General features: G+C 62.4%; 24 protein-coding genes. 11 read left to right on the top strand and 13 right to left on the bottom strand.

Annotation, left to right across the window (positions count from 1 at the left end; translation table 11 throughout):
• The first annotated feature begins 31 nt into the window (after nt 1-31).
• Nucleotides 32-1,828 carry a proline--tRNA ligase gene (locus KBX17_RS02710; protein ID WP_256018431.1) on the top strand — a complete coding sequence of 599 codons (1,797 nt, stop codon included), beginning with the start codon at nt 32-34 and terminating at the stop codon, nt 1,826-1,828.
• A 185-nt stretch (nt 1,829-2,013) separates the two neighbouring features.
• Here the strand turns inward: KBX17_RS02710 and KBX17_RS02705 are convergent, their stop codons facing one another.
• Nucleotides 2,014-2,934 carry a hypothetical protein gene (locus tag KBX17_RS02705; RefSeq protein ID WP_256018430.1) on the bottom strand — a complete coding sequence of 307 codons (921 nt, stop codon included), beginning with the start codon at nt 2,932-2,934 and terminating at the stop codon, nt 2,014-2,016.
• Between the two features lie 75 nt (nt 2,935-3,009).
• Here KBX17_RS02705 and KBX17_RS02700 point away from each other — a divergent pair, with 75 nt between their 5' ends.
• Together KBX17_RS02700 and KBX17_RS02695 are read left to right on the top strand one after the other, a co-directional pair.
• Nucleotides 3,010-3,729 carry a DUF1648 domain-containing protein gene (locus KBX17_RS02700; protein ID WP_256002561.1) on the top strand — a complete coding sequence of 240 codons (720 nt, stop codon included), beginning with the start codon at nt 3,010-3,012 and terminating at the stop codon, nt 3,727-3,729.
• Between the two features lie 8 nt (nt 3,730-3,737).
• Nucleotides 3,738-4,259, top strand: a complete 522-nt coding sequence (locus tag KBX17_RS02695; protein WP_256002559.1) for a thermonuclease family protein — start codon at nt 3,738-3,740, stop codon at nt 4,257-4,259.
• Here the strand turns inward: KBX17_RS02695 and KBX17_RS02690 are convergent.
• Together KBX17_RS02690 and cobA are read right to left on the bottom strand one after the other, a co-directional pair.
• Nucleotides 4,231-5,214 (bottom strand): class I SAM-dependent methyltransferase, encoded by a 984-nt coding sequence (locus KBX17_RS02690; protein WP_256002558.1) that lies wholly within the window; start codon nt 5,212-5,214, stop codon nt 4,231-4,233. The two genes, KBX17_RS02695 and KBX17_RS02690, sit on opposite strands and share 29 nt — an antisense overlap.
• Nucleotides 5,198-5,938, bottom strand: a complete 741-nt coding sequence (gene cobA / locus KBX17_RS02685) for a uroporphyrinogen-III C-methyltransferase (protein ID WP_256002556.1) — start codon at nt 5,936-5,938, stop codon at nt 5,198-5,200. Before cobA ends, KBX17_RS02690 begins: the two co-directional genes overlap by 17 nt.
• A 24-nt stretch (nt 5,939-5,962) precedes the next feature.
• On the opposite strand from cobA, the gene KBX17_RS02680 reads away from it, so the two are divergent.
• Nucleotides 5,963-7,147, top strand: coding sequence for a protein adenylyltransferase SelO family protein (locus KBX17_RS02680; protein ID WP_256018428.1), 1,185 nt, complete (start codon nt 5,963-5,965; stop codon nt 7,145-7,147).
• A 28-nt stretch (nt 7,148-7,175) separates the two neighbouring features.
• Here the strand turns inward: KBX17_RS02680 and mqo are convergent, their stop codons facing one another.
• A complete protein-coding gene (mqo, locus tag KBX17_RS02675) occupies nt 7,176-8,723 on the bottom strand; it encodes a malate dehydrogenase (quinone) (protein ID WP_256018424.1) in 1,548 nt (515 codons plus the stop codon).
• 153 nt (nt 8,724-8,876) lie between these two features.
• Here mqo and KBX17_RS02670 point away from each other — a divergent pair, with 153 nt between their 5' ends.
• The 4 genes from KBX17_RS02670 (at nt 8,877) to KBX17_RS02655 (ending at nt 12,313) form a co-directional block, all read left to right on the top strand.
• Nucleotides 8,877-9,881, top strand: coding sequence for an alpha/beta hydrolase (locus KBX17_RS02670; protein WP_256018422.1), 1,005 nt, complete (start codon nt 8,877-8,879; stop codon nt 9,879-9,881).
• Complete coding sequence (gene mtr / locus KBX17_RS02665; protein WP_256018421.1) at nt 9,863-11,275, top strand: mycothione reductase; 1,413 nt, start codon at nt 9,863-9,865, stop codon at nt 11,273-11,275. The genes KBX17_RS02670 and mtr overlap by 19 nt, the downstream gene beginning before the upstream one ends.
• Nucleotides 11,276-11,502: 227 nt before the next feature.
• Nucleotides 11,503-11,859: a hypothetical protein gene (locus KBX17_RS02660; protein ID WP_256018419.1), complete on the top strand. Its 357-nt coding sequence runs from the start codon at nt 11,503-11,505 to the stop codon at nt 11,857-11,859.
• Nucleotides 11,860-11,911: 52 nt separating this feature from the next.
• A complete protein-coding gene (locus tag KBX17_RS02655) occupies nt 11,912-12,313 on the top strand; it encodes a hypothetical protein (protein ID WP_256018418.1) in 402 nt (133 codons plus the stop codon).
• 101 nt (nt 12,314-12,414) lie between these two features.
• Here KBX17_RS02655 and map read toward each other — a convergent pair whose 3' ends face one another.
• From map to dxr, 5 genes are all read right to left on the bottom strand, one after another.
• Nucleotides 12,415-13,287: a type I methionyl aminopeptidase gene (gene map / locus KBX17_RS02650; protein ID WP_256018416.1), complete on the bottom strand. Its 873-nt coding sequence runs from the start codon at nt 13,285-13,287 to the stop codon at nt 12,415-12,417.
• A 163-nt stretch (nt 13,288-13,450) separates the two neighbouring features.
• On the bottom strand, nt 13,451-15,304 hold the full coding sequence (locus tag KBX17_RS02645; protein WP_255994972.1) for a penicillin-binding transpeptidase domain-containing protein: 1,854 nt from the start codon (nt 15,302-15,304) through the stop codon (nt 13,451-13,453).
• 63 nt (nt 15,305-15,367) lie between these two features.
• Complete coding sequence (gene ispG / locus KBX17_RS02640) at nt 15,368-16,531, bottom strand: flavodoxin-dependent (E)-4-hydroxy-3-methylbut-2-enyl-diphosphate synthase (RefSeq protein ID WP_005289697.1); 1,164 nt, start codon at nt 16,529-16,531, stop codon at nt 15,368-15,370.
• A gap of 10 nt (nt 16,532-16,541) precedes the next feature.
• A complete protein-coding gene (locus KBX17_RS02635; protein ID WP_256018414.1) occupies nt 16,542-17,744 on the bottom strand; it encodes an RIP metalloprotease in 1,203 nt (400 codons plus the stop codon).
• Complete coding sequence (gene dxr / locus KBX17_RS02630) at nt 17,735-18,883, bottom strand: 1-deoxy-D-xylulose-5-phosphate reductoisomerase (protein ID WP_256018413.1); 1,149 nt, start codon at nt 18,881-18,883, stop codon at nt 17,735-17,737. The genes KBX17_RS02635 and dxr overlap by 10 nt, the downstream gene beginning before the upstream one ends.
• Before the next feature lie 217 nt (nt 18,884-19,100).
• Between dxr and KBX17_RS02625 the strand changes: the two genes are divergently transcribed.
• Nucleotides 19,101-19,631: a DUF2631 domain-containing protein gene (locus KBX17_RS02625; protein ID WP_370687223.1), complete on the top strand. Its 531-nt coding sequence runs from the start codon at nt 19,101-19,103 to the stop codon at nt 19,629-19,631.
• A gap of 74 nt (nt 19,632-19,705) precedes the next feature.
• On the opposite strand, the gene KBX17_RS02620 is transcribed toward KBX17_RS02625, so the two are convergent.
• Nucleotides 19,706-20,584 (bottom strand): LysR family transcriptional regulator, encoded by an 879-nt coding sequence (locus KBX17_RS02620; protein WP_255994968.1) that lies wholly within the window; start codon nt 20,582-20,584, stop codon nt 19,706-19,708.
• Nucleotides 20,585-20,661: 77 nt separating this feature from the next.
• On the opposite strand from KBX17_RS02620, the gene KBX17_RS02615 reads away from it, so the two are divergent.
• Together KBX17_RS02615 and KBX17_RS02610 are read left to right on the top strand one after the other, a co-directional pair.
• The gene (locus KBX17_RS02615) at nt 20,662-21,597 is read left to right on the top strand and encodes an EamA family transporter (protein WP_256018411.1); all 936 of its coding nucleotides are present in this window, start codon (nt 20,662-20,664) and stop codon (nt 21,595-21,597) included.
• A complete protein-coding gene (locus KBX17_RS02610) occupies nt 21,594-22,235 on the top strand; it encodes an NAD(P)-dependent oxidoreductase (protein ID WP_255995861.1) in 642 nt (213 codons plus the stop codon). The genes KBX17_RS02615 and KBX17_RS02610 overlap by 4 nt, the downstream gene beginning before the upstream one ends.
• A gap of 5 nt (nt 22,236-22,240) precedes the next feature.
• On the opposite strand, the gene rlmN is transcribed toward KBX17_RS02610, so the two are convergent.
• From rlmN to frr, 3 genes are all read right to left on the bottom strand, one after another.
• A complete protein-coding gene (rlmN, locus tag KBX17_RS02605) occupies nt 22,241-23,350 on the bottom strand; it encodes a 23S rRNA (adenine(2503)-C(2))-methyltransferase RlmN (RefSeq protein ID WP_256002540.1) in 1,110 nt (369 codons plus the stop codon).
• A 70-nt stretch (nt 23,351-23,420) separates the two neighbouring features.
• Nucleotides 23,421-24,314, bottom strand: a complete 894-nt coding sequence (locus tag KBX17_RS02600) for a phosphatidate cytidylyltransferase (protein WP_255998318.1) — start codon at nt 24,312-24,314, stop codon at nt 23,421-23,423.
• Between the two features lie 4 nt (nt 24,315-24,318).
• The gene (gene frr, locus KBX17_RS02595; protein ID WP_005289691.1) at nt 24,319-24,876 is read right to left on the bottom strand and encodes a ribosome recycling factor; all 558 of its coding nucleotides are present in this window, start codon (nt 24,874-24,876) and stop codon (nt 24,319-24,321) included.
• Nucleotides 24,877-24,924: the final 48 nt, after the last annotated feature.

The following is a 24,924-nucleotide window of genomic DNA, read 5'->3' as shown; positions in this document are numbered from 1 at the left end:
GGCCCACACCCTAGCGCTAAACTTGCAGCTTATGATCACACGCCTCTCCACCCTGTTCCTGCGCACGCTGCGCGAAGACCCCGCCGACGCCGAAGTGCCCAGCCACAAGCTGCTGGTGCGCGCTGGGTACATTCGCCGCGCCGCGCCGGGCGTGTACTCCTGGCTGCCGCTGGGGTTGAAGGCCGTGCGCAACATCGAGGAGATTGTGCGCGAAGAGATGAACGCCATCGGCGCCCAGGAGCTGCTCTTCCCCGCGTTGCTACCGCGCGAACCCTACGAGGCGACCAACCGCTGGACCGAATACGGCGACGACCTGTTCCGCTTGCAGGACCGCAAGGGAACGGACATGCTGCTCGGGCCGACGCACGAGGAGATGTTCACCCTCGCTGTGAAGGATCTTTACTCCTCCTACAAGGATTTCCCGGTCACGCTGTACCAAATCCAAACCAAGTACCGCGACGAGGCGCGCCCGCGCGCCGGAATCCTGCGCGGCCGTGAATTCGTGATGAAGGACTCCTACTCCTTCGACATGACCGACGAGGGACTGTCCGAGTCCTACGCTGCTCACCGTCGTGCTTACCAGGCGATTTTCGACCGTGTCGGCCTGAAGTACGAGATCTGCCAGGCTACGTCGGGCGCCATGGGCGGTTCCGCGTCCGAGGAGTTCCTCGCCTACTCCGACAACGGTGAAGACACCTTCGTGGTGTCCACTGCAGGCGACTTCGCTGCCAATGTGGAGGCTGTGCAGACGATCGCCCCTGCAGACCGTCCGGTCGAGGGGCTGCCGGAGGCGGTTGTCCACGAAACCCCGGCGTCCGAGACGATCGAGTCGCTCGTGGATTGGGCGAACTCGACCGGCGTGACTGTTGAAGACCGTGAAGTCACCGCCGCTGACACGCTCAAGTGCATGGTGGTCAAGATCGATGACCCGCGCGTTGTTTCTGAGGATGGAACGCCTGTCGGACCGCAGCTGACCGGCATCCTCATGCCCGGTGACCGCGCTTTGGACGAGAAGCGCCTTGAAGCCTCGCTCGAGCCCGCTACGTTTGAGCTTGCCTCCGACGAAGACTTCGCAAAGTCGTCCTTCCTGGTCAAGGGCTATGTCGGCCCGCGCGGCCTCAACGCTAACGGCGTGCGCGTGCTCGCCGACCCGCGAGTGGTGGCCGGCTCCTCGTGGATCACGGGTGCTGATGCTCCGCAGCAGCACGTCGTCGGCCTCGTCGCCGGACGTGACTTCGAGATCGACGGCTACATCGAAGCCGCAGAGATCAAAGAGGGCGACCCCTCCCCGACCGGCAACGGCACCCTTCGCCTGGCGCGCGGTATCGAGCTCGGCCACATCTTCCAGCTCGGCCGCAAGTACACCGAAGCCATGGATGTGCAGATCCTCGACGAGAACGGCAAGCGCGCCGTGCCCACGATGGGCTCCTACGGCATCGGCGTGACCCGCATGCTCGCCGTGATCGCTGAGCAGCTTCACGACGACAAAGGCCTGGTCTGGCCTGTCGAAATCGCCCCCTACCAGGTACACCTGGCGGTGGCGAACAAGGACGCCGCTGCGATGGAAGCTAGCGAGCGCCTCGTCGGCGAGTTCGAGGCCGCCGGTATCGACGTGCTTGTCGACGACCGCCCCAAAGTCTCCCCCGGCGTCAAGTTCAAAGATGCCGAGCTGCTGGGCATGCCGCTCATCGTCATCCTTGGGCGCTCGTTCGCCGACGGCATCATCGAGCTGCGCATCCGCGGCGGCGAGAACGGTGGGGAGATCCTCGAGGTGCCGGCTGACGAGATTGTTTCCCGCGTCCAGGAGCTCATCGCGGCGGCCCGCTAGCCGCTTGTCCGGCCAGCCCGCACACTGGCCCGGCCGCCCGCACGCTGGCCCGGCCAGCGAGCCTCGCACGGTTCGCCGATCATGGTTCGCCGATCATGGTTCGCCTTCTAGCGCGACCAGGGGTTTTGCGGAACGGCGAACCATCGAAGGCGAACCACCAACGGCGAACCACCGACCGCAGACCGCTACGCAGCACCGTTCTCGATCCCCATCAGTGCTTCCCTGACCATCCTCACAAACCCGCCGGGATCCTGGAGGAGCTCAGCTGGCTGAACCCGCCGTAGTGGATAGCCTTGATTCTGGATGTAGACGGCTCGATCTCTTTCTCTGCGCAGGGTCTCATCTAGCGGTTTGTAGGTGACGCCGTCGTACTTCTCCTCACCGTCCACTTCGACGCACAAGCGGCCTATCATCATGTCCACCGTGAACGGTCCGATCTGCACCTGGGTTCGGATGCAGGTAATCCCGTCCTCGATGAGAAGCGCTCGAGCGTAGCTCTCGTAGGCCGATTGCGAGTTGTCTACTGCGTAGACCAGGATCTGCCGTAGGACTGGTACACCTCGTCGGCCGCGCATCATCTGTATGCGCCGCTTGAGTTCGCGTTTGGTCACCGTGCCGGTCATTAGCAACCAGTCGAACGCGACGAGTCCTTCTTTGAACCCATGAGTCACTGCAATGTCGAAGGCGGTCCGCACGTGGTCGGTTACCCGCACCCCGTCGATGTCTAGCACTTCGGTGTCGCATGGAGCCCCTTTTCTGTATACGATCCCTCTTCCCCATTTGTGCTTCCCCGGCACTGCTCCGGACGGCAGCATCAACTCGGCTTGTTCCGTGCTGGTTGCGACTACCCACATCCCAAGAACCCGCGCAGCTGTCCTTCCGCTGAGGACAGCCTTGTTCATTGTTTTTCCCACCGCTACTGCTCGGAGCCATTGTTTTTCGTGGTATTTGAGCTTGGTAAGGACTGTTCTTTCGATGGCGTACTGGCGGGAGAGAGCGATAAGTTCCTCGTCCACGAGCCGCTGCAGCAACGCTGTGTTCCCCCGGGACGCCTCGCGCACATCCACGAGCATCCACAACAATTCTTCCGCACGATTCTTCTTCAAGGTTCCGCCTAACACTCAGCCTTACCTCGTTAGACCGCTCCCGACCCCCTTTCGGTTCCCTGTTAACCTGAAACAATGCGCACCCGGCACATTTACATCGCGTCTCTGCTGGTTTCATTGGCTGCGTTCGTGTTCATCATGCTGCAGTTCGACCAGATTCCCGACCAGGTTCCCATGCAGACTGGATTTGATGGCACGGTCAACCGCACGGATCTGAAATCGGTGAAGTCGGCGACGTTCGGTGTGTGGTTCGCCGCGTTGTTGACGTTCGCACTGTGGGTGTCGGGCCCCAAAGCGCCCTTTGCTTATCGACGCATGCCTGTCCCCGACAGTTCCGACATCCCGTTCTCTCAGACGGCGGCGGACAAGACGGCGCGTTTCCTGGCAAGTCAGGACCGGGCGATGGCGTGGATGGCCCTCGCGGTGGCCGTCTCGAGTGCTTTCCTGCAGATCACGATGAGCCTGCCCGCTTTCCGGGTTCCTGAAGGGGTCGGCATTGTGGTGCTCATCGTGGCCATCGGCGCAGCAATGGTCAACCTCTTCCGTAGCATGCTGCAATGGCAAAACGTCCTGGCTGAAATGCCTACCGATGAGGACGAAGTGGAGCGCAAGAAGCACTTCGGCTATGGCAGCGCAATGGGTGTGTACAAAGAGCCGAACGACCCGATGGTGATGCAGATTTCGCCGTTCAATAACGCGAACGTGGAGATGAACTGGGCTCATAAGCCGGTGCGGCAGCGCACCTTCCTGATGCTGGCTGCATTCGTAGTCGTCTTCGTGGCAGTGTTCATCTAAGGGTAAGCATGCGCAAAACTGCTCTCGGTTTTCTCGCCGCCTTGTTGATTGTCTTTGGCATCGTCCTCGAGATGACGCTGCAGGAAGACGCTCCGCCCCCGGCTCTGGCCGATGGCGAAACCGCACAGGTGGAGCGGGTTGTCGATGGCGACACCCTTATCGTCCACTCCAGCGGTGAGCGGCTGCGGCTCCGCCTGCTCAACATCGATGCCCCGGAGCTCGCCCGTGACGGCCAGCCAGAGGAGTGCATGGGCAGCGCGGCCGCGCACCGTCTCGAGGAACTGGCTCCCGTCGGCTCAACAGTCACCCTTGTCTACGATAAGGAGCGCCAGGACCAGTACGGACGCGACCTAGCCGCGGTGTTCGACGGGGACGTCTTCATCAACGAGCTCCTGGTCGAAGAGGGGCTAGCGCGCGCTGTGGTCTATCAGTCGAATGACACCTACTATTCGCGCATGCAGTCGGCGGAGGCCGCCGCCCGCCAAGCGCAGTTGGGGATGTTCAGCCCCGAGTGCCACGCAGGACGGTGAACTTCTGATTCCTCGCCACCTGCTCCACGGACTTCAACCGCGCCTCGACCTCGCCGCGGTAGCGCAGGTGCGAGTTATGCACCATGAATAGCTGACCGCCAGGCGCTAGCAGACGCACGGAGGCATCAAGCAGGTGTTGGACCAGCGTCGCGTCTACGCCTGCGCGGTCATGAAACGGCGGGTTCAGGGCGACTGTGTCAAAAGTCCCCGCCTCCCACTGCGAACCTGCATCGTCCCACGTCGCCTCGATCCCCAGCGCGCGCGTGGAGAGGACGGCGTCAGCATCAGCGTCCGTCGCGGTCGCATCGACTCCCGCTTCGAGCAGTCGCTTGACGACGCTCCCGTTCCCGCACCCCACATCCAACACCTTCCCCAGTTCCGCCCTGGAATCCAGGAGCGTGGACGTGAGCAGCGCCCCGCCGTAGTCTTCCCGCGCACCGGAGAACACTCCCCCGACGGCAGTGAACCCGCCTGCCTCCACCGGCGAGTAGGCAACATCGCGCGGCCCTGACGCGACGAGGCAGCGAAACTTGCCGCGGCCTCGCGAGGCAGCTACCTCAGCAAAGGAGGAGGCAAGCACGTCGTTCATGGAACGAGCAAGGTGCTTGTTGTTCCCTCCGAACACCACTCGGCCGACACCAGCCGAAGCCAGTGAGCGCGCGAGATAGTCGAGCCGGCCCAAAGACTTCGGCATCTCTCCGACGGCCACGGCCCCCGCAGGGGCGCAGGAGACCAGGAACTCATCGGCACGCAAAGGGCCGTCGATGCCGGCGACAACGGCCCCAGCTGCGTGGGCGGCGTGGGCGCGGGTGTAGTCGGAATCAACGCAGTACACCGGTACCCCCGTCTCCATGGCGGCAGCAACGAGGTCCCCCGTCGGGTCGTCGCACACGACCACAGCCCCAGGCGTAGAAAGGTCGGCGACCTCGAGGATGAGGCTATCCAAGGACCTCAAGGCCCGCCACCTCCCCGATGACGTACACAGCCGGGTTGGTCACACCTTCTCGCTCCATGACATCCGCTAAGTCTCCGAGTGTCGCCCGGAATTGGCGCTGGTCTGCGGTTTCGCCGTCTTGGATGACGGTGGAGGCGGTGGAAGGGGGCAGGCCTGCGTCGATAAGCGCACGCGTGATGGGGCGCACCTGGCGCACGCCCATGATGACCACGATGGTCCCGCCGACGCGCCCGAGAGCGTCCCAGTCGACCAGGGAGCGCGGGTCACCGGGTGCGAGATGGCCGGAGACGACCGTGAAGGAATGGGTGACCCCGCGCTGTGTGACAGGCACGCCGGCGGCTGCGGGGACAGACGTCGCGCTGGTCACGCCGGGAACAACTGAGCACGGGACGCCGGCGGCGGCACAGGCCTGCAACTCCTCAAAACCGCGGCCGAAAACATACGGGTCCCCGCCTTTGAGCCGCACGACGCACTGGCCGTCTTGGGCGTGGGTGACCAGCAGCTCGTTGATGCGCTCCTGTGCGACCTGCTTTTTGTACGGCAGCTTGGCCACGTCAATGACCTCTTTGCCGGTGAGGTCAAGAAACTGGTCAAGCTGATTCGTGGGGCCCAAGTGGTCGGTGAGAATCACATCCGCCGCCTCAAGAGCACGCAGTCCGCGCACAGTGATCAGGTCCCACTCGCCCGGGCCGCCGCCGACTAGGGTCACGTGTCCGTTCGTCATGGCGATCAAGTCTAGGCTAGGGCCATGCCTCACATTGTCGACGCACTCCCCGACATGGCCGTCCCCGCGCGCGGCGCGGACTTTCCTGACCCACAGATCGTGGTGCTCAACGAGCCACTCGCTGCGGAGCTCGGCTTGGATTCCGCCTGGCTGCGCAGCACAGACGGCATCGCGTGGCTCACTGGGGCGAGCGGCGGCCACGCCATTGCGTACGCCGGGCATCAGTTCGGCCAGTTCGTGCCCGTGCTTGGCGACGGCCGCGCCCTCCTCCTCCCCAACCCCGATCCCGCGAATGAACGTTACGAGTTCCAGGCCAAAGGCTCCGGCCCGACTCCGTTCTCACGGCCCGGTTCGGACGGGCGCGGTGCGATTGGCCCGATGCTGCGGGAGTACCTGGTCAGTGAGTTCATGCATGCAGTGGGCATCCCGACCACCCGCTCACTGGCCGTGCTGAACACTGGGGAGACGGTGCTGCGCCAGCAGGGGCACGTCCCGGGCGGCATCGTGGTGCGGGTGGCGCGCAGCCACCTTCGTGTCGGCTCCGTGCAGTACGCGGCCATGCGCTCGCACGAGCTAGTGCGCGACGTGGTTGCCGCTGCTGGATTCGAGGATCCGGAGGACCTGTTGTCCACCGTCATGCAGCGCCAGCTCGACCTTGTGGCGCAGTGGATGAGCATCGGCTTCGTCCACGGTGTGATGAACACCGACAACACCGCCCTGTCTGGCGAGACCATCGACTATGGGCCGTGCGCGTTCACTGAGAAGTTCCGTGGTGACGCAGTGTTCTCTTCCATTGACCGGGGTGGGCGCTACGCCTTTGGCAACCAGCCCAACATCATGGCATGGAACCTCGCCCGCCTCGCCGAGGCGCTGCTTCCCGTGAGCAATGAGGACGCACTGCGCGAAGTGCTCGCGGAAGTTGAGCCGACCTGGGAGAGCGCTTGGGAGAAGCACATTCTCGATCCGGACGCTCTCGCTGCCGCTGAGGACATCACCGCCTACAACCGCGAGCACCGCGATGGGCCAGTCTTCATTCCCCGCAATCAAATGCTGGAGAGGGCTATCACCGCTGCGGAACAAGAAGGCACAGTCGAGTCCTACCTTGAGCTGCTCTCAGCCGTTGCTGACCCCTATAACGACAAAGCGGGCCCGGACTGGATGGCCGAGCCCGAAGGCGATATCCCGTTTGTCAGCTTCTGCGGGACATAGCTGACGCTAGATCACGCCTACCGATAGCTTAGTCGTGCGCGCTGGTCGTGCCGGAAAACTCCCGAGGCTCGTCGAGGCGCAAGGTCTTCAGGGTGTACGCCCACTGCTCGTCGTAAACGCTCTTCTCACGCATGAGGGACTTGCCGTAGGTCGGGATCATGTCGTAGAGCTTCTCGCTCCAGTCGATCATGCGCTCACCGAAGCAGCGCTCGAGCAGCTCGAGCATTGCAGCCGGGGCGATAGACGCACCCGGGGAAGCGCCGAGGATGCCGGCGATCGTGCCGTCCTGGTCGTTAACCAGCGCGGTACCGAACTCGAGGGAGCCGAAGTGCGGCGGGGTAGCCGGTTTGATGATCTGGACGCGCTGGCCAGCGATGACCTCTTCCCAGTCCGTGCCGTCAGCACACGGCATGTACTCGCGCAAATCCTCAACGCGGCCTTCAAACGGCTTGAACACCTCTTCGACGAGGTACTTGACCAAGTCGAAGTTCCAGCCGGCAACGCCCAGGTAGGACGGAATGTTGTCGACGCGGATGGACTTGAACAGATCCAGGTAGGACCCCTTCTTGAGGAACTTCGGGGTCCAGCCACCGAAGGGCCCGAACAGCAGGGACTGCTTGCCATCGATAACACGCAGGTCCAGGTGCGGTACCGACATCGGCGGAGCACCGACCTTCGCCTTGCCGTAAACCTTGGCCTGGTGCTGCTTGACCAGTTCCTGGTTGGTGGTACGCAGCCACGCACCGGAGATCGGGAAACCAGCGTAACCGCGGACCTCGGGCACGCCAGCCTTGCGCAGCAAGTCCAGCGCGTAACCGCCGGCGCCGACGAAGACGAAGCGTGCGCGGGTGGTCTCCTTCTCACCGGTGTGCAGGTTCTTGGCGGTGACGTGCCAGAAGTTGCCCTTCTTCTTGATGTTGGTCACTTCGTGGCCGTAACGGACCTCCGTGCCTACCTGCCCAGCGTGGTCGATGAACTGGTTAGTGAGCGCACCGTAGTTGACATCGGTACCCGCCGTGGTCCAGGAGATCGCGACCGGCTCCTTGTCGAAGTCGCGGTCCTTCGCCATGAGCGGCAGCACCTCGGCGAACTTGTCGCGGTCGGTCGTGAACTCCATGTCCGGGAACATGTAATTGTCCTTCAACGCGTCGTAACGGCGCTGAAGATAGTCGATCTGATCGTCGCCCTGGGCGAAAGAGACGTGCGGGACCGGGTTGATGAACGCGGTGGGGTCCGTCAACACGCCTTCGAGAACCTGGTGGGACCAGAACTGGCGAGACACCTGAAATTTCTCGTTGATGTTGATGGCCTTGGAAACATCGATACGGCCGTTCTTCTCCGGCGTGTAGTTGAGCTCGCACAGCGCGGAGTGGCCAGTGCCCGCGTTGTTCCACGGGTAGGAGGACTCCAGGGATGCGCCGTCGAGACGCTCGTAAATCAGCTGGGACCAGCTCGGCTCCAGCTGGCGGATCATCGCGCCGAGCGTGGCGCTCATGATTCCGGCACCGATAAGCAGGACGTCAACCTCGTCCCCTCGGGTGTTCTTCTTGGACTGCTGGGACTGGGTTGCTGACACCTTTATGACCTCTTTGATCTTGTCACCTTTGAATGCTTTTCCGCATTCTACTCCTCCCCCATTCCACGCGAGTAACAACGCCTTAGCAAATCAGCTCGCGGACACAGTGACGCGAAGAAGAGACCTAGGACACGCTTCAGGACGCGCTCTAGGATGGACAGCATGGACTTCGACGCTACCGACCTGAACTCATTGAACTGGATCGACGACGAACTCGATGGTTTTCTGCGCGCGACACTCCCCCTAGGCCGTGATCCAGACGGAGAGGGCGAGGTCGCCGCGGTCCTCGTGCAGTCCCAGCCGGATGAGCCGACCGGCAAACCTGCTCTGCTGTGGGTGCACGGGATGTCGGATTACTTCTTCCAAGAGCACGTCGCACAGCACTACAAAGAGCTGGGCTATCCTTTCTACGCGATCGACCTGCGCAAGTGCGGCCGCGCCCACAAGGAAGGCCAGCGCTGGCACTACACCACTGACCTGCGTTACTACTACGACGAGCTGACCGCAGCGACGAAGCTCCTCGCCGCCAAGCACGGCGCCGTTATTCCGCTCGCCCACTCCACCGGTGGCCTTATCGTCCCGTTGTGGATCGACCACGTCCGCCGCCATGACTGGCGCACGCACCAGCAAATCGCCGGCCAAGTGCTCAACAGCCCCTGGTTGGACATGCAGTTCCCGGGCTGGGCGGTGAAGGCGCTCAAGCCCGTGGTCAACGTCTTCGGCGCGAGGTTCCCCAACCTGCGCCTTCCTTCCGTCGGCGAGGGCACGTACGGCGAGTCCATTTATAAAGGCCGTCACGGCCACTGGGACTTCGATACCGAGAAGAAAGCGATCGGCGGGCACGACAAATACCTCGGCTGGCTGCGCGCCGTCATGGTCGGCCAGGACCGTATCCACGAGGGTTCTGTTGACGCAGGCGTGCCTACCCTGACGCTGTGCTCGGCCGGCTCCTACCTGGGTAAGCCCTACTCGGCCGCTGCCGACTCAGCTGACACGGTCCTTGATGTCGAGCAGATCAAGCACTGGGCCCCGTTTGTCTCCGACAAGCACAACGAGACCAAGCCTATCGACGGTGCCCTTCACGACGTCTTCCTATCCCTCCCGCACGCCCGCCAAAAGGCGTTTGACACCCTCGACGAATGGTTGGAGAACCTGTGACAAACCCGACCCACTACGACCTGATCATCATCGGTTCCGGCTCCGGCAACTCGTTGCCCGGTCCGGAGTTCGACGACAAATCCATTGCGCTGATTGAGGAGAACCCGCAGTTCGGCGGCACTTGCCTTAACGCCGGTTGCATTCCGACGAAGATGTACGTTGTCGCCGCCGACACTGCAGCTGCTGCCGCGAACTCGGAGCGGCTCGGCATCCACACCACCTTCGAGGGTGCGGATTGGCCGGCCATCGTCGACCGTGTCTTCGGCCACCGCGTCGACGTGATCTCCCGTTCCGGCGAGGAGTACCGCCGCGGCGAGGAGTGCCCGAACATCACCCTCTACAACGGCCACGCTGAGTTCGTCGGCCCGAAGACGCTGACCACGTCCATCGACGGTGAGCCCGCCACGATCACCGGCGACACGATCCTCATCGCCGCCGGATCCCGCCCGTTCATTCCACAGGTCATCCTCGACTCCGGTGTGCCGTTCCACACCAACGAGGACATCATGCGTCTGCCGGAGCAGCCGAAAACGCTTACCATCCTCGGCGGTGGCTACATCGCGATGGAGTTCGCCCACGTGTTCCAGTCGCTGGGCACGCACGTGCGCATTGTGAACCGCTCTCCGTTCATGCGTCACCTGGACAAAGACATCCACGACCGCTTCAACGCCCTGGCAGCTCCGCGCTACGAAACGCACGTGGGTCGAACGGTCGCCTCCGCGTCGCACGATGACAGCGTCGTCACGCTCACGCTTGACGACGGCTCCACCGTCACCTCCGATGCCCTCCTCGTTGCCACCGGGCGCGTTGCCAATGGCGACCGTCTCAACCTGGATGCCACCGGGATTGAGATGCATGACGACCACCGCATCAAGGTTGACGAGTATGGCCGCACGACCTGCGAAGGCGTGTGGGCTATCGGTGATGTCTCTTCCCCGCACATGCTCAAGCACGTTGCCAACGCGGAACTGCGCGCAGTGCGCCACAACCTTCTCAACGACGACCTGGTCAAACTCCCCCACGACCACGTTCCGTCCGCCGTGTTCACCTACCCGCAGATCGCCTCTGTCGGTCTCACCGAGCAGCAGGCGCGCGACGAGGGTTACGAGGTGACCACCAAGATCCAGTCCTACGGCGACGTCGCTTATGGCTGGGCCCTGGAGGATTCCACCAGCGCCGTCAAGCTCATTGCCGACAAGAAGACCGCCAAACTCCTCGGTGCTCACTACATGGGCCCACAAGCCGCGACTCTGATCCAACAGATGATCACCGTCATAAGTTTTGGATTAGATTTACGCGACGTGGCGCGTCGCGAGTACTGGATTCACCCCGCCCTCGCGGAAGTCACGGAGAACGCGATCCTCGGTCTCGATTTCGAGTTCCCGCCGGTCTAAGGCTCCACTGCCGCTCAATCCGCGCAGTCTGTACACTCCCTGGCAGCCGTCCAGGTTCCTGAGAGACACATCAGAACCTGAAAATTACCAGGTCATGTAGGCAAAGCAGCCTGCCATGCGCTAGTATGTTTCTCTGGAAAGTGGATCAGACTTCCAGCAAACTCCAATCTTGCTTGAAGCCTGGTTCCACTTGCCCCCACCTAGATCCACAGAAAGGGATTCGTATTATGCGTAAGTTCCGCAACGCCGCACTCGCCGGCGCTACCGCGATGGCACTGACCTTCGGCGGCACCTCCGTTGCAGCGGCTGAGGAGAACACCGACCAGACCAACACCCAACCGGGCGCCAACCAGGACGCTACCGACCAGGAAACCAACGGCCAGAACGAGAGCCAAGCTTCCGAGAAGAAGGAAACCGAGATCAACGGCCGTGAGATCTTCGGCCAGAAGCCGAACTGGGACGCGGTTCCTTCCTCCTGGAAAGCGATCTACGCAGGCACCTGGATCCTTGGCATCGTCGCAGTGATCGCAGCGATCGCTGGTCCGATCGACAACTTCATCAAGTACGGTCCGTTCGCTAAGTAGCTGCGTGCGAACTTCCACAACCAATTCATCTTTCAAGTAGTAAGGAAATAACATGCGCAAGTTCCGCCACGCTGCCCTCGCAACCGCAACCGCTACCGCCGTCGCTTTTGGTGGCACCTCCGTCGCAATCGCCGCTGATGGCGAACCAAAGCCGGCGGCTACTTCTGGTTCCAGCACCACCGGTTTCCGTAACGATGGCAACGACTCGACCCGCAAGGACCTGATCCAGAAGCTCGGCGAGCAGAACCCAGTCACCAAGATCGGTCACGCCACCAACGCTGACACCGCCGCCAACAGCAATGACTTCTTCAAGAACCCGGAGAACATGCCGCAGTGGGCACGCATCTGGCGTGAGGCTTTCAACATCGTCGCCATCCTGGCCGGCATCGGCGCTGTCATCGGTGCTGGAAACTGGGCTCTGTACAACGGTTACCTGCCGCAGATCCCGTGGTAAACAGACTTCTAGATTCGCTCTAGATTCCCATAGAAGAAGGGGAGCCGCTTCGGCGGTTCCCCTTTCTTCGTGCGCATGCGATGCAGCACCAGGCCTGCGGACTAACGCTGCGAGTCCGGAATGGTCAGGATCTCGTTGCCGTGGTCGGTGATGACGATGGTGTGCTCGAACTGCGCGGTGTACTCGCCGTCGCGGTTCTGGACGGTCCAGCCGTCGTCCCAGACGTCGTACGGCAGCTCCCCCAGGTTAATCATCGGTTCGATGGTCAGGGTCATGCCGGGCTCGAGGACATCAGTGTAAGAATCGGAATCGTAGTGCAGGACAACGAGGCCGTTGTGGAATGTCGGGCCGACACCGTGGCCGGTGAAATCGGTGACCACGTTGTAGCCGAAGCGCTTTGCGTAGGCCTCGATGACGCGGCCGATGACGTTGATCTGACGCCCAGGCTTTGCGGCCTTAATGCCACGCATCATGGCCTGCTCGGTGCGCTCGACAAGAAGGCGGTGCTCCTCCGCGACATCACCGGCGAGGAACGTTGCGTTGGTGTCACCGTGCACGCCTTTCTTGTAGGCGGTGACGTCGATGTTGACGATGTCGCCTTCCTGGATCACGGTCGTATCCGGGATGCCGTGGCAGACGATCTCGTTGAGGGAGACGCAGGTAGATTTCGGGTAACCGCGGTAGCCCAGCGTCGACGGGTAGGCACCGTGGTCGATCATGTACTCGTGGGCGATGCGGTCGATCTCATCCGTCGTCACGCCGGGGGCAACGGCCGCGCCAGCTGCCTCGAGAGCGTTCGCGGCGATCCGAGACGCCTCACGCATCGCCTCAATGGTCTCCGGGGTCTGGATGAGCGGCTCACCAACGTTCTCCTGGACCTCGTCCTTCCAGGCGTATTCGGGGCGCTCGATGTCCGAGGGCACCTCGCGCTGCGGGGTCGGCTTGCCGGGGGTGAGTTTTCCACGTGGGTTCATGCGGGCCATGTTAGTCCCGCGCACCAAAACCGAACGGGGCGGGTCCGAGGCAGCATTCTAGTATCGCCCTTCAGCCCGAAAACTGGCCCAGAACCGGCCGGAAAAGGCTCGAAAGGCGATACTGAAAATGTACAACCGGCGAGACCCGCGCCCGCCCCTGCAGTTACTCGGGCTTCGGCGCTCCCGCCTCCGGCCCCGGCTCATCAATGTTGCGGAACATCGCGTCGGTAACTGCGACCGCCGCCTCGGACCCGCCCCCGAGAACGATGAGGGTGGCAAAGGCGATGTCGTCGTCACGGTATCCGGTGAACCAGGAGTGGGATCCTTCATTGATCTCGGCCTCACCGGTCTTTCCGCGGATGTCCCCGCCAGCGCCCATGCCGCCTGCGGTACCACCCGGCCCGGTCACGGACTGCATCATGGAGCGCAGACCGTCGATAGCCTGAGGGTTCGGCTTCGCGGCCGTCTCGCTGGCCTTGGTCTCCTCCCCCTTGATCAGGTACGGCATCGGCGTCTCCCCGCGCGCGGCAGTAGCGGAGACAAGCGCCATGCCGAAAGGGCTGGCAAGGTCGAGGCCCTGGCCGTACCCGGCTTCCGTGCGGTCGAGCGGTTCCTCGCCGACGGGGATGGAACCAGTCATGGATTCCAGCCCCGGAATCTCGTAGTCGATCCCCAGACCGAACTGCTTGCCCACGCTCTGCAGCTCCCCCGGTTCGAGCTTCGTGGAAATGTCGGCAAACGTGGTGTTGCACGAGCGCGCGAACGCGGTGTCCATCGGCACGTTGCCCAGGCCGAATCCGGCGTAGTTGTTCACCACGCGCCCGTAGATATCCATCGATCCCGGGCACGGCACGACTGACTCCGGCGTGAGCCCCTGCTTCTCCATGCCGGCGAAGGAGGTGATGATCTTGAACGTCGAGCCCGGCGGGTACTGCCCCATCATGGCCAGGTTGCCGTCTTCATCGGCGGCTTTCGTCTGCGCCACGGCGAGAATTTCCCCTGTCGACGGGCGAATGGCCACGATCATCGCCTTCTGTCCGTTGATCGGCTCGAGGGCTTTCTCCGCCGCCGTCTGCACTTCATGCGACAAGCTGACGCTTATCGACGGCGACGGCCGCGCCTCATGGAACTCCACATCCTCCATCTCATTACCGTTCTCGTTGACAACGGCGATCTTCCACCCGGAGTCGCCTTCAAGGTCATCGCGGACGACTTCGCCGACGCGGGCCATGATGTCGGGAGCAAAAGATGGGTCGTTGTTGACCATTGAGGCTTCTTCGTTGAGCCGCACACCCGGGGTGCCCTTAAGGACGTCTTGGACGATCTTGTGCGTGCCAGCCGGAATCATCGCCACGGAGTAGACACCGGTGACGGACAAGAACGAGCTCTGCAGCTCGCCTGCTTCTCTGGTGGGCACAGACGGGTCCTCGGCATGGGCCTTCTCCAGCGCGGAGGAGACGGCTGAGGCGACCTCAGCGTGGTTGCGCACTGCCTCGGTGTCCACAAGCAAGCGGTAGGCAATGCCGGGGCTGAGCAGTGCCACACCATCGGAGGAGACCACATTGGCTTGATCGGCGGGGACAGTGCGCAGCTCCAAGTGGTGGCTGGCGCCAAGCCGCGGGTGGAGGATCGAGGGCTGCCAGCGGATCGTCCAATCATCGTTGGACTGGGTCAAGGTCATCGACGCGTCATAGGACACGTTGCGGCCGCGCGGAAGTTGCCAGTCGAAGGTGTAGTTCGCCGTGGCGATGTTCTCTTGCTGGTCCACGTGGTTCAACGTGGCGGTGACACCCTCCATTTGCAGGCCACCGACGGTGGCTTGGATAGAGGGGATGGCGGTGTCGGGGTCGTCGACAAGCTCCGACATCGCGTCGTAATCGAGCTCCTGCAATGCTTCGAGGAAGTCGTTGGCCACCGGCTGAGCGGGGTTCGGTTTCGGTGTGCAGGCCACCACCCCGAAGGCGAGTGCGAGCACAGCGAGGATCCCCGCAACACGCACTGTCAGCCTGGATTCCATGGGGTTCAAAAATAGCAGCGCCGGAAAGCTTTCCAGCGCTGCCACTCTGAGCGGGGTGAAGGTCTACCTGGTGACCTTGACCTCAGCCTTGGCGCCCTCGATCTCCTCAAGGCCTTCCTCTTCGGCGATGCGCTCTGCGTGAGCGATGAGGGTTTCCACAATCTTGGACTCGGGCACGGTCTCTACCACCTCGCCCTTGACAAAGATCTGGCCCTTGCCGTTACCGGATGCCACACCGAGGTCGGCGTCGCGTGCCTCACCGGGACCGTTGACAACGCAGCCCATGACGGCGACGCGCAGCGGGTACTCCATGCCCTCGAGGCCGGCGGTGACCTCCTCGGCAAGTGAGTAAACATCCACCTGGGCGCGGCCACAAGACGGGCAGGACACGATCTCCAGCTTGCGGGGGCGCAGGTTGAGCGACTGGAGGATCTGGTCGCCGACCTTGATCTCCTCGACCGGGTCAGCGGACAGGGAGACACGGATGGTGTCACCAATGCCCTCGGCAAGCAGCGCACCGAAGGCCACGGAGGACTTGATCGTGCCCATGAAAGCCGGGCCGGCCTCCGTCACGCCGAGGTGCAGCGGGTAATCACACTGCTCAGCCAGCTGGCGGTAGGCCTCCACCATGAGCACCGGGTCGGAGTGCTTCACCGAGATGGCAATGTCGCCAAACCCGTGCTCCTCAAACAGGCTCGCCTCCCACAAGGCGGACTCCACGAGCGCTTCCGGGGTGGCCTTGCCGTACTTCTGCAGCAGGCGCTGGTCCAGGGAACCACCGTTGACACCAATGCGGATCGGGATGCCAGCGTCACCGGCTGCCTGGGCGACCTCTTTAACGCGGCCGTCGAACTCTTTGATGTTGCCGGGGTTGACGCGCACGGCAGCGCACCCTGCCTCAATCGCAGCGAAGATGTACTTCGGCTGGAAGTGAATGTCGGCGATGACCGGGATCGGGGATTTCTGCGCGATGGCCGGCAGCGCTTCAGCGTCCACCGTCTTCGGGCAGGCCACACGGACAATGTCGCAACCGGACGCGGTCAGCTGCGCGATCTGCTGCAGCGTGGCGTTGATGTCGTGCGTCTTCGTGGTGGTCATCGACTGCACGGTGATGGGGTGCTCCGAACCGACACCGACACCGCCGACGAAGAGCTGGCGGGTCTTACGGCGCGGAGCGAGGGTCGGAGGCGGGCCTTCGGGCATGCCCAAACCGATGGGTTGATTCATGGTCTACAGCCTAGCCGAAGAGCCGGACAGGATTAACCACGTCCGCCACCATGACCAACGCACCCACGCCGAGCAGCAACGCCGCCATGAAATAGGTCAACGGCATGAGTTTCTCGTAGTTCACCGGCCCACCCGGAGGCAGGCCGCGAAGGCGACGGAAGGCGTCCCGCACCTGCTCGAACAGGACGACGGCAATGTGACCTCCGTCCAGCGGCGGCAGCGGCACCAAGTTGAACAGGGCGAGGAAGAAGTTCAGCGAGACCAGCAGCATGAAAAACACATCCCACATGGACCTCTCCACCAGTTCTCCACCGGTGCGCGACGCACCGACGACGCTGATCGGGCCCTCCACGTCACGCTCGCCGCCGAAGATCGCGGTGACTACGCCTGGGATCTTCGCCGGGAACGCAATTAGGCCTTCAACAGAAGCTTGGAGCATCTCCCCCGACAGGTTCGCCGCAGCTGGGATTGCTTCGACCGGACCGAACTGCTTCACCGCGTCTTTCACGGGCGCGCTGGTGAGACCAATGGCACCCGCCGTATAGGCCTGCCCTTGAGGGTCGAGGCGCTGGACGGAGGCGAGAGGGACGTCGATAAGCACCTCGTTCTCACCGCGCCCCACAGTGAGTTCAACGGTTTCGCCAGGGCGCTCGAGCACGTAGTCACGCAGGTCGACGAAGCTTTCCAGCACCTGCCCATCGACAGCGAGGAGCTTGTCACCCGGTTCGATGCCGACGCTGCCAGCGGGGCCGGAGCCAGTGCAGTCAGCGAGCGTTTCCGCATCGACCTGGTCGGACGTGCAGCTGACCTCCCCCACCGTCGGCGTGCGGTCGGCGTACGGGTTCGGGATGCCAGCTGACACCGCGACGATGTAGAGCACGAGGAATCCGAGGAACAGGTTCATGATGATGCCGCCGCTCATCACCGCGACCCGCTGCCACCACGGCTTGCGGTACATCGCGTGCGGTTCTTCCTCCGGCGTGAGCGGATCCATCGCGGTCATGCCCGCAATGTCGCAAAACCCTCCGAACGGCAGTGCGGCAAGACCGTACTCGGTCTCCCCCACTTTCTGCGACACAAGCGTGGGCCCGAAACCGATGAAGTAACGGCGCACGCGCATGCCGAACGCCTTCGCGGTGAGCATGTGCCCGGCTTCGTGCAGCGCAATCGACAGCGCAATGCACAGCGCGAATACAACGACGCCTACGAGCATGCATCCACCAGCTCATTCGCCCGCACGCGCGCTTGCTTTTCGACGTCTACAACCTCCCCGAACGACCCCGCCTGGACTGCGAAATCGGACGCGGCGTCAAGCACGTCGCCCACCACGTCGACGATTTGGGGAAAGCGGATCCGCCCGGCAAGGAACGCGGCCGCAGCTTCCTCATTGGCAGCGTTATAGACGGCGGGGTACGTCCCGCGCAGGCGGGAGACCTCGCGGGCGAGCTTGACGGCGGGAAAAGTGTCTTCGTCCAGGGGCTCAAAACGCCAGTCCATTGCCTGGGTGAAGTCGAGGCTGTGCTGCGCCTTAGGCACGCGGCCCGGCCAGGCCAGCGCATGCGCGATGGGCATCTTCATCGAGGGCGGGGAAGCCTGGGCAATGGTGGCACCGTCGCAGAACGTGACCATGGAGTGGACAATGGACTGCGGGTGGACGGTGACATCGATGATGTCGGGGCTGATGCCGAACAGCAGTGTGGCCTCGATCAACTCCAGGCCCTTGTTCACCATCGTGGCGGAATTGAGCGTGTTCATCTGCCCCATGGACCATGTCGGGTGCGCGGCCGCCTGCTCCGGGGTGACGTCCCACATCTGCTCACGCGTCCAACCGCGGAAAGGGCCACCAGAGGCTGTGAGAACGTAGCGAGACACTTCCTCCGTGCGGCCTGCCCGGAGGCACTGGGCCATCGCGGAGTGCTCCGAATCGACGGGCACGAGCTGGCCTTCTTTCGCGCGTTCCAGGACGAGGTCGCCGCCGGCGACGAGAGACTCCTTATTGGCTAGCGCCAGAATCGCCCCAGTATCCAGCGTCGCCAGCGTGGCAGCAAGCCCGAGGGAGCCGACGAGAGCGTTCAGGACGACGTCCGCGCTCGTATTGGTCACCAGCTCCTCGGCGGAGGTGAGAACCTCGCCGCCCAGCACCACCGAGATGACCTGCGCAGCCTCAGGCTTGGACACGGCTACTTGTTCGGCCGACAGGCCGAACTGCCGAGCTTGAGCAATGATCGCCTGCGGATCCGATCCTGCGGCCGCGATGCCCGCTACCTCGAAATCCTCCGGATTGTCTCCTATGACGTCCAACGCCTGGGTGCCGATCGATCCTGTCGAGCCGAGAATGAGTACCTTTCGCACCCGACCATTCTCACACACGCCGACCGTTCTACCCCGCTGCCCTGGTCATTTCGCTGGTCTTTCTAGGCGGGGTCAAACTAACGGTTAACGGGTCGGGCCGATCGTGCTGAAGATCGCAATCATTCGGGGGGACCAATCGTCCCAACCGGGTGCGATGTGCCAATATAATAGGAACGTACTTCTATTTACCGTGCTATTTCCGTGCAAGGAGTTTGCTGTGAGCGCTAAGGATGACGCACCCCAGGTCTACAACGGTGTTTCCGAGGCTGATGTCCCCTCTGCCAAGTTCGGCTGGAGCGAGCTGAAGCCGGCCACCATTCAGATTGCTGGCTGGATCTCTGTGGCGTTCCTCATCGCCTACAACTTCGGTAACCACCAGGGCCACGTCGAAACGATCTGGCTCATCTCTCTTGCCGTGCTCATCGCCTTGGGCTTGATCCTCTTCGCGATCCGCCCGGAGCTGTCCACCGCACGCACGGTCACATCCCACAACAAGCCGGTCGGCCATGTCGAGCCGAACTGGACCTACATGCAGAAGACTCTGACCGGCCCCTACGCGGAGCTGACGGACAGCCAGCTGCGCGCCCTGAACGTCGACCCGGCAACGGTTCGCCAGCAGGCTCCGGCCGGCCAGCGCACCTCCGTGGGCGCAGGCCACTCCACTCACTCTGGCGCGGCCTTCGACGAGGTCATTGCCGCACCGGAGATCCCGAACCGCCGCGAAACCCTGCACGTCGAGGACAAGTAGCTCGGCGCTTCAAATAGCAGCTGCCTTTACACCCAGACCCCCGTTGGGCTGGGTGTTTTTCATTGCTTTCCTAACTACCCTGCTACGAGTGGCTCAACTAAACGCACAAACGCGGTGGTCGCTGGACTCGGGTTGAAGTCATTCCAAGCCAGATACTCGCTTCTATGCGGCCCGTCTGTCACTGTGACCTGTTTGATCGATGCAGCTTCGGGCACGACACGGGAAGACAATAAAGCCACCCCTAGTCCCTGCTGAATGAAACCGCTGAAATGCTCGACACTCATTGCCTCGAAACTCACCGTGCGAGCGAGGCCTGCTTTCCGGAAAGCTTCATCTGTTTGCTCGCGCCCAGCGGACCCACTGGGGAAATCAACGAACGTTTCATCCTGCAGATCGCACAGCTTCACAGATCTTCTCCCAGCCAATCTGTGTGAAGCGGGAATAACCGCAACCAATCGTTCTGCCGAAAGTTTCCGATGCGCTAACTCAACGGGCACCTCACTGTCAGGCAGCCCCATGAACGCCGCATGTAAACGACCCGACTTGATATCCGCGATGAACTCATTGCTTCCACCTGACTGGAGAGAGATGCGGACATCTGGGTGCTGAGCATGAAACCGGGCCAGCAGCTCCGGCAGGTCCACTGCGGCGACGGTCGGGATGACTCCAATCCGCAACTCCCCTCGAACGGTTCCCGCCGCCTCCGCCGCGTCCGCAATAGCTCGTTCGGCCGCCGCGAGACTTTCGCGAGCTGCCACAATGAAAGCTTGTCCGGCCGCAGTCACCTCAACTCGGCGCGACGACCGCGCAAAAAGCCGAACTCCAATCTCACGCTCCAATGCATTGATCTGGTGACTAAGCGCTGATTGAACGACAAAACAGCGTTCGGCGGCGCGGGTGAAACTCCCCTCCTCCGCCACTGCGACCACGTACCGCATATGCTGCAATTCCATGATCTATGATGCTAGCTCATTAAATACATGAAACATATGCGTTGCATTCATCGCTCCAGGCATCGCATGCTGGTGCCATGTCTGACAGCTCGGTATCCAAGACCCATGCAGACCCTGGCCTCGGCAGAAGTAAACCGCCCGATATTGGTCCGATCCTCCTGACCGCGACGGCGCCCGTTGTGTGGGGCACCACATACATTGTCACAACGAACGCTCTTCCCCACGGTCACGCGATGTTTTCTGCGCTGATGAGAACTCTGCCCGCTGGCCTCATCGCCTTAGTCGTTTCTCGCCAGCTCCCCAGAGGAGATTGGTGGTGGAAAAGCTTTGTACTCGGTGGACTGAATATGGCAGTGTTCTTCCCGCTGCTTTTCACCACTGCTCAACGGCTGCCAGGTGGTGTCGCGGCGACACTTGGCTCAGTTCAACCCATCGTGGTCGCTTTCCTGGCCATCGTCATCCTTCAGGATGCTTTGTCTATTTGGCGCCTATTTTGGGCGGTAGCCGGTGTGGTCGGTATTGCCATGGTGGTCTTAGGACCCGAAGCCTCGGTTGATCCCATAGGTGTACTGACTGGGATGACCAGTGCTGCATCAATGGGGCTCGGCGTAGTTTTGACTAAGAAATGGGGGCGGCCGAGATCGGTGAGTGCCGTCGGATTTGCTGGATGGCAGTTGACTGCAGCGGGATTGCTGCTGGTCGTTCCTGCTTTGTGGGTAGACGGTGTTCCGATGATTGACGGGCCAGCTGTAGCCGGTTACCTCTGGCTTGGACTCGCGGGTGCCTTGGTGTCCTACACCTTGTGGTTCTCCGGAATTTACCGCTTGTCAGTAACACCCACAGCGCTTCTGGGCCTACTGTCACCGCTGACCGCAGCAGCTCTCGGTGCCCTCATCGCGAATGAAGCATTCAACGTGATTCAACTAACTGGGTTTGCCATTGCCCTCGTCGCCATGGCAGCCGGGCAGCTCTCCCCTCCACGCACTGGACAAATCAGAAAGGCAACGAAATGAAGATAGCGGTTCTTGGAGGCACCGGAATGGCGGGTAGCGCTATTGCACAGGAAGCAGCTGTACGCTCACACGAGGTGATTGCAATCTCGCGGCGCCCCAAAGCAACTGGCACTCCTTTAATCAGGCCACACGCCCTGGATATCGCTGAAACCGAATCCCTTGCGGAAGTACTCAAACCCGTAGATGCCTGCGTGTGCGCTGTCAGGACCCGAGAAGGTATGGAGTCGCAGATCGCGGACCTGACACTCAGTCTTCTTGACGCAGCTCAGCAGAACAACACTCGTGTTTTGATCATCGGGGGATCTGCTCCCTTGTGGTCACCGAACTTGAGAAACACGAGAGTGGTCGATGACCCGCAGTTCGTTCCGTCGGAGTGGCAAGCTATCGCCCGCGCTAGCCTGCAGCAGTTTGAAACCTGCCTCAGCCACTCGTACACAAACTGGACTTACCTCAGTCCGCCGGCCTTGTTCATGGACGGGGAGCGCACAGGCACCTACGAGCGTGGAACCGATACTCTGCTGCTAGACGCCACCGGGACCTCCAGCATCACCGCGTCTGATCTCGCTATCGCAGCCATTGATGAGGTTGAAGACCCCCGAAATGATCAGCACTTCACTGTGATGACTCCGACGCGGTAGATACCCTATGCCCCCGCCTGCTTCTCATCGGCAGCCAGCTGGCCACATGCGGCTGCGATCTCTTGCCCCTTGGTGTCGCGGACCGTGCAGGTGACGCCTTGGGCAATGACGCGGCGGACGAACTCGTCCTGGCGCTCGCGCGGGGAGGCGTCCCACTTCGACCCTGGGGTCGGGTTGAGCGGGATGAGGTTGACGTGGACGAGGGGGCCGAGCGCGTCGTGAAGCTTCTGGCCCAGCATGTCCGCGCGGAAGTCATGGTCGTTGATGTCGCGGATGAGCGCGTACTCAATCGACACACGGCGTCCGGTCTGGTCCGCGTAGTAGCGGGCGGCGTCCAGCACATCCTGAACGGTGAAGCGGTTGTTCATCGGGACGAGTTCGTCGCGCAGTTCATCGTCGGGCGTGTGGAGGGACACGGCGAGAGTGACGGACAGGCCTTCGTCGGCAAGCTTGCGGATCGCCGGGGCGAGACCGACCGTGGACACCGTCACGTTGCGCTGGGAAATGCCGAAGCCGTGCGGGGCCGGGCTGACAATCTGGCGCACCGCGGACACAACGCGGTTGTAGTTGGCCAGCGGCTCGCCCATGCCCATGAACACGACGTTGGTCAGGCGGGAACCTTCGGCCTCCATCATCGCGGCGGCTTCACGGACCTGGTCGACGATCTCCGCAGTGGACAGATTGCGGTCGAGGCCGCCCTGGCCGGTCGCGCAGAACGGGCACGCCATGCCGCACCCTGCCTGCGACGAGATGCACAGGGTGGCGCGGCCCGGATAGCGCATCAAGACGGACTCCAGAAGAATGCCGTCGTGCAAGCGCCACAGCGTCTTGGTGGTGTCGCCGTTGTCGGTCTCCACCTTGCGCACCGGGGTGAGCAGACGCGGGAACAGGGAATCCTTGACCAGCTCGCGCTGCGCAGCAGGCAGGTCAGTCATCGTGGACGGATCCGCCTCGAAGCGGCCATAGTAGTGGCGCGCGATCTGATCGGCGCGGAACTTGGGCAGGCCGAGTTCACCGAGCGCTTCAATCCGCTCGTCCTCGCTCAGGTCGGCGAAGTGCTTCGGCGGCATGCCGCGCTTGGGCGACAGCAACTGGATCTTTGGAAAATCACTCATGACGTGCCCCATTGTGGCACGTAAAAGAGCAGTTAGCGAATAGCAGCCAGAGGCACGGGTGAGACGGCCGCTAGATCACCACAACGCTCATCAGCAGCCACGTCGCAGCGGCGGCCGGCAGAATGCCATCGACGCGGTCCATCATGCCGCCGTGGCCGGGCAAAAGCCCCGACATGTCCTTGATGCCCAGTTCACGCTTGAACTGGCTTTCCACCAAGTCGCCCATGGTGGCGCAGAGCACGGTTCCCACGCCAAAGATGAGTCCCGTCCACCACGGGCTGTCCAGCAGGAACATGCCCGTCAACACGCCCGTCACCGCGCCAAACAGCACTGAACCCGCAAAGCCTTCCCAGGACTTCTTGGGGCTGACGGCCGGTGCCATGGGATGGGAGCCGAACAGGACTCCGGCGACGTATCCGCCCACGTCGTTGGCCACCACACACGCGATGAATGTGAGGATGAAGTGGCTGCCGGTGACATCTCCTGACTCCAGCCGGGAAATCATCGCGGCGAAGGAGCCGAACAGACCGATCCACACGAGCACGAAAATGCTCACCGCGGTGTCGCGGACGTAGTTCTGCGGCGGAGTGTTCCTCCCGTGGAAGAACAGACGGGAGAACATGATGGCCAGCGCACTGACCGTGAACGTGGCCAGCAAGCCCGGGTACCCGAACGGCCAGGTGGACACGACCATGCTCAAACCGAGCACGATGATGGTGAACCGGTACACCCCGAAACCGTGCTCGCGCAGGCGCGTGAGCACCTCCCACATGGCCAACGCCATGGCGAGACACACCACTGGGTACCACATCACGGGACCCACCCATGTGGCCACCAGCACGAGGGCAATCAGCGCGAGACCCGTCGCGATGGCGGCGGGGAGGTTACGGCCTGCGGAGTTCTTCGGCTTCGGCAAATGCACCCGGCGTGAATGGCCGGCTGCTGGTGCCTCGCTGTCTGTCACAGGCTTATACCTCGAGCAGTTCTGCTTCCTTCTTGTTCACCAGGTCGTCGATCATGTCGACGTACTTGGCAGTGGTCTTATCCAGCTCTTTCTCCGCAGCGGAGACTTCGTCCTCGCCGGCGTCGCCGTCCTTCTGAATCTTCTTCAGAGCATCCATGCCGGAGCGGCGGACGTTGCGGATTGCAATCTTGCCGTCTTCGCCTTTGCCCTTAGCCTGCTTGACCAGGTCACGGCGGCGCTCCTCCGTCAGCTGCGGAATGGTCACACGGATGACCTGGCCGTCGTCCGTCGGGTTGACACCCAGGTCAGAGTTACGGATGGCGTTTTCAATCTCACCCATGGTGGACGGGTCGTACGGCTTGATCAGCAGCATGCGCGGCTCCGGCACGGAGATGGTGGCCATCTGGTTGATCGGCGTGGGGGCACCGTAGAACTCCGCCATGACGCTGTTGAACATCGCCGGGTTCGCGCGGCCCGTGCGGATGGTCACCAGCTCGCCGCGGGTGTGCTCCACGGAGTTGGTCATGCGCTCTTCAGCGTCGAGCAATACGTCATCGATCATGGGTTCATCCTTCACTGATCCTGATTGTGTTCTCTACCAACTTAGCAG

The organism is Corynebacterium sp. CCUG 65737 (assembly GCF_024454115.1).
GTDB classification, from domain to species: domain Bacteria; phylum Actinomycetota; class Actinomycetes; order Mycobacteriales; family Mycobacteriaceae; genus Corynebacterium; species Corynebacterium genitalium.
Note: the sequence above shows the minus strand (reverse complement) of the source record. Positions and strands in the feature narration are given on the sequence as shown.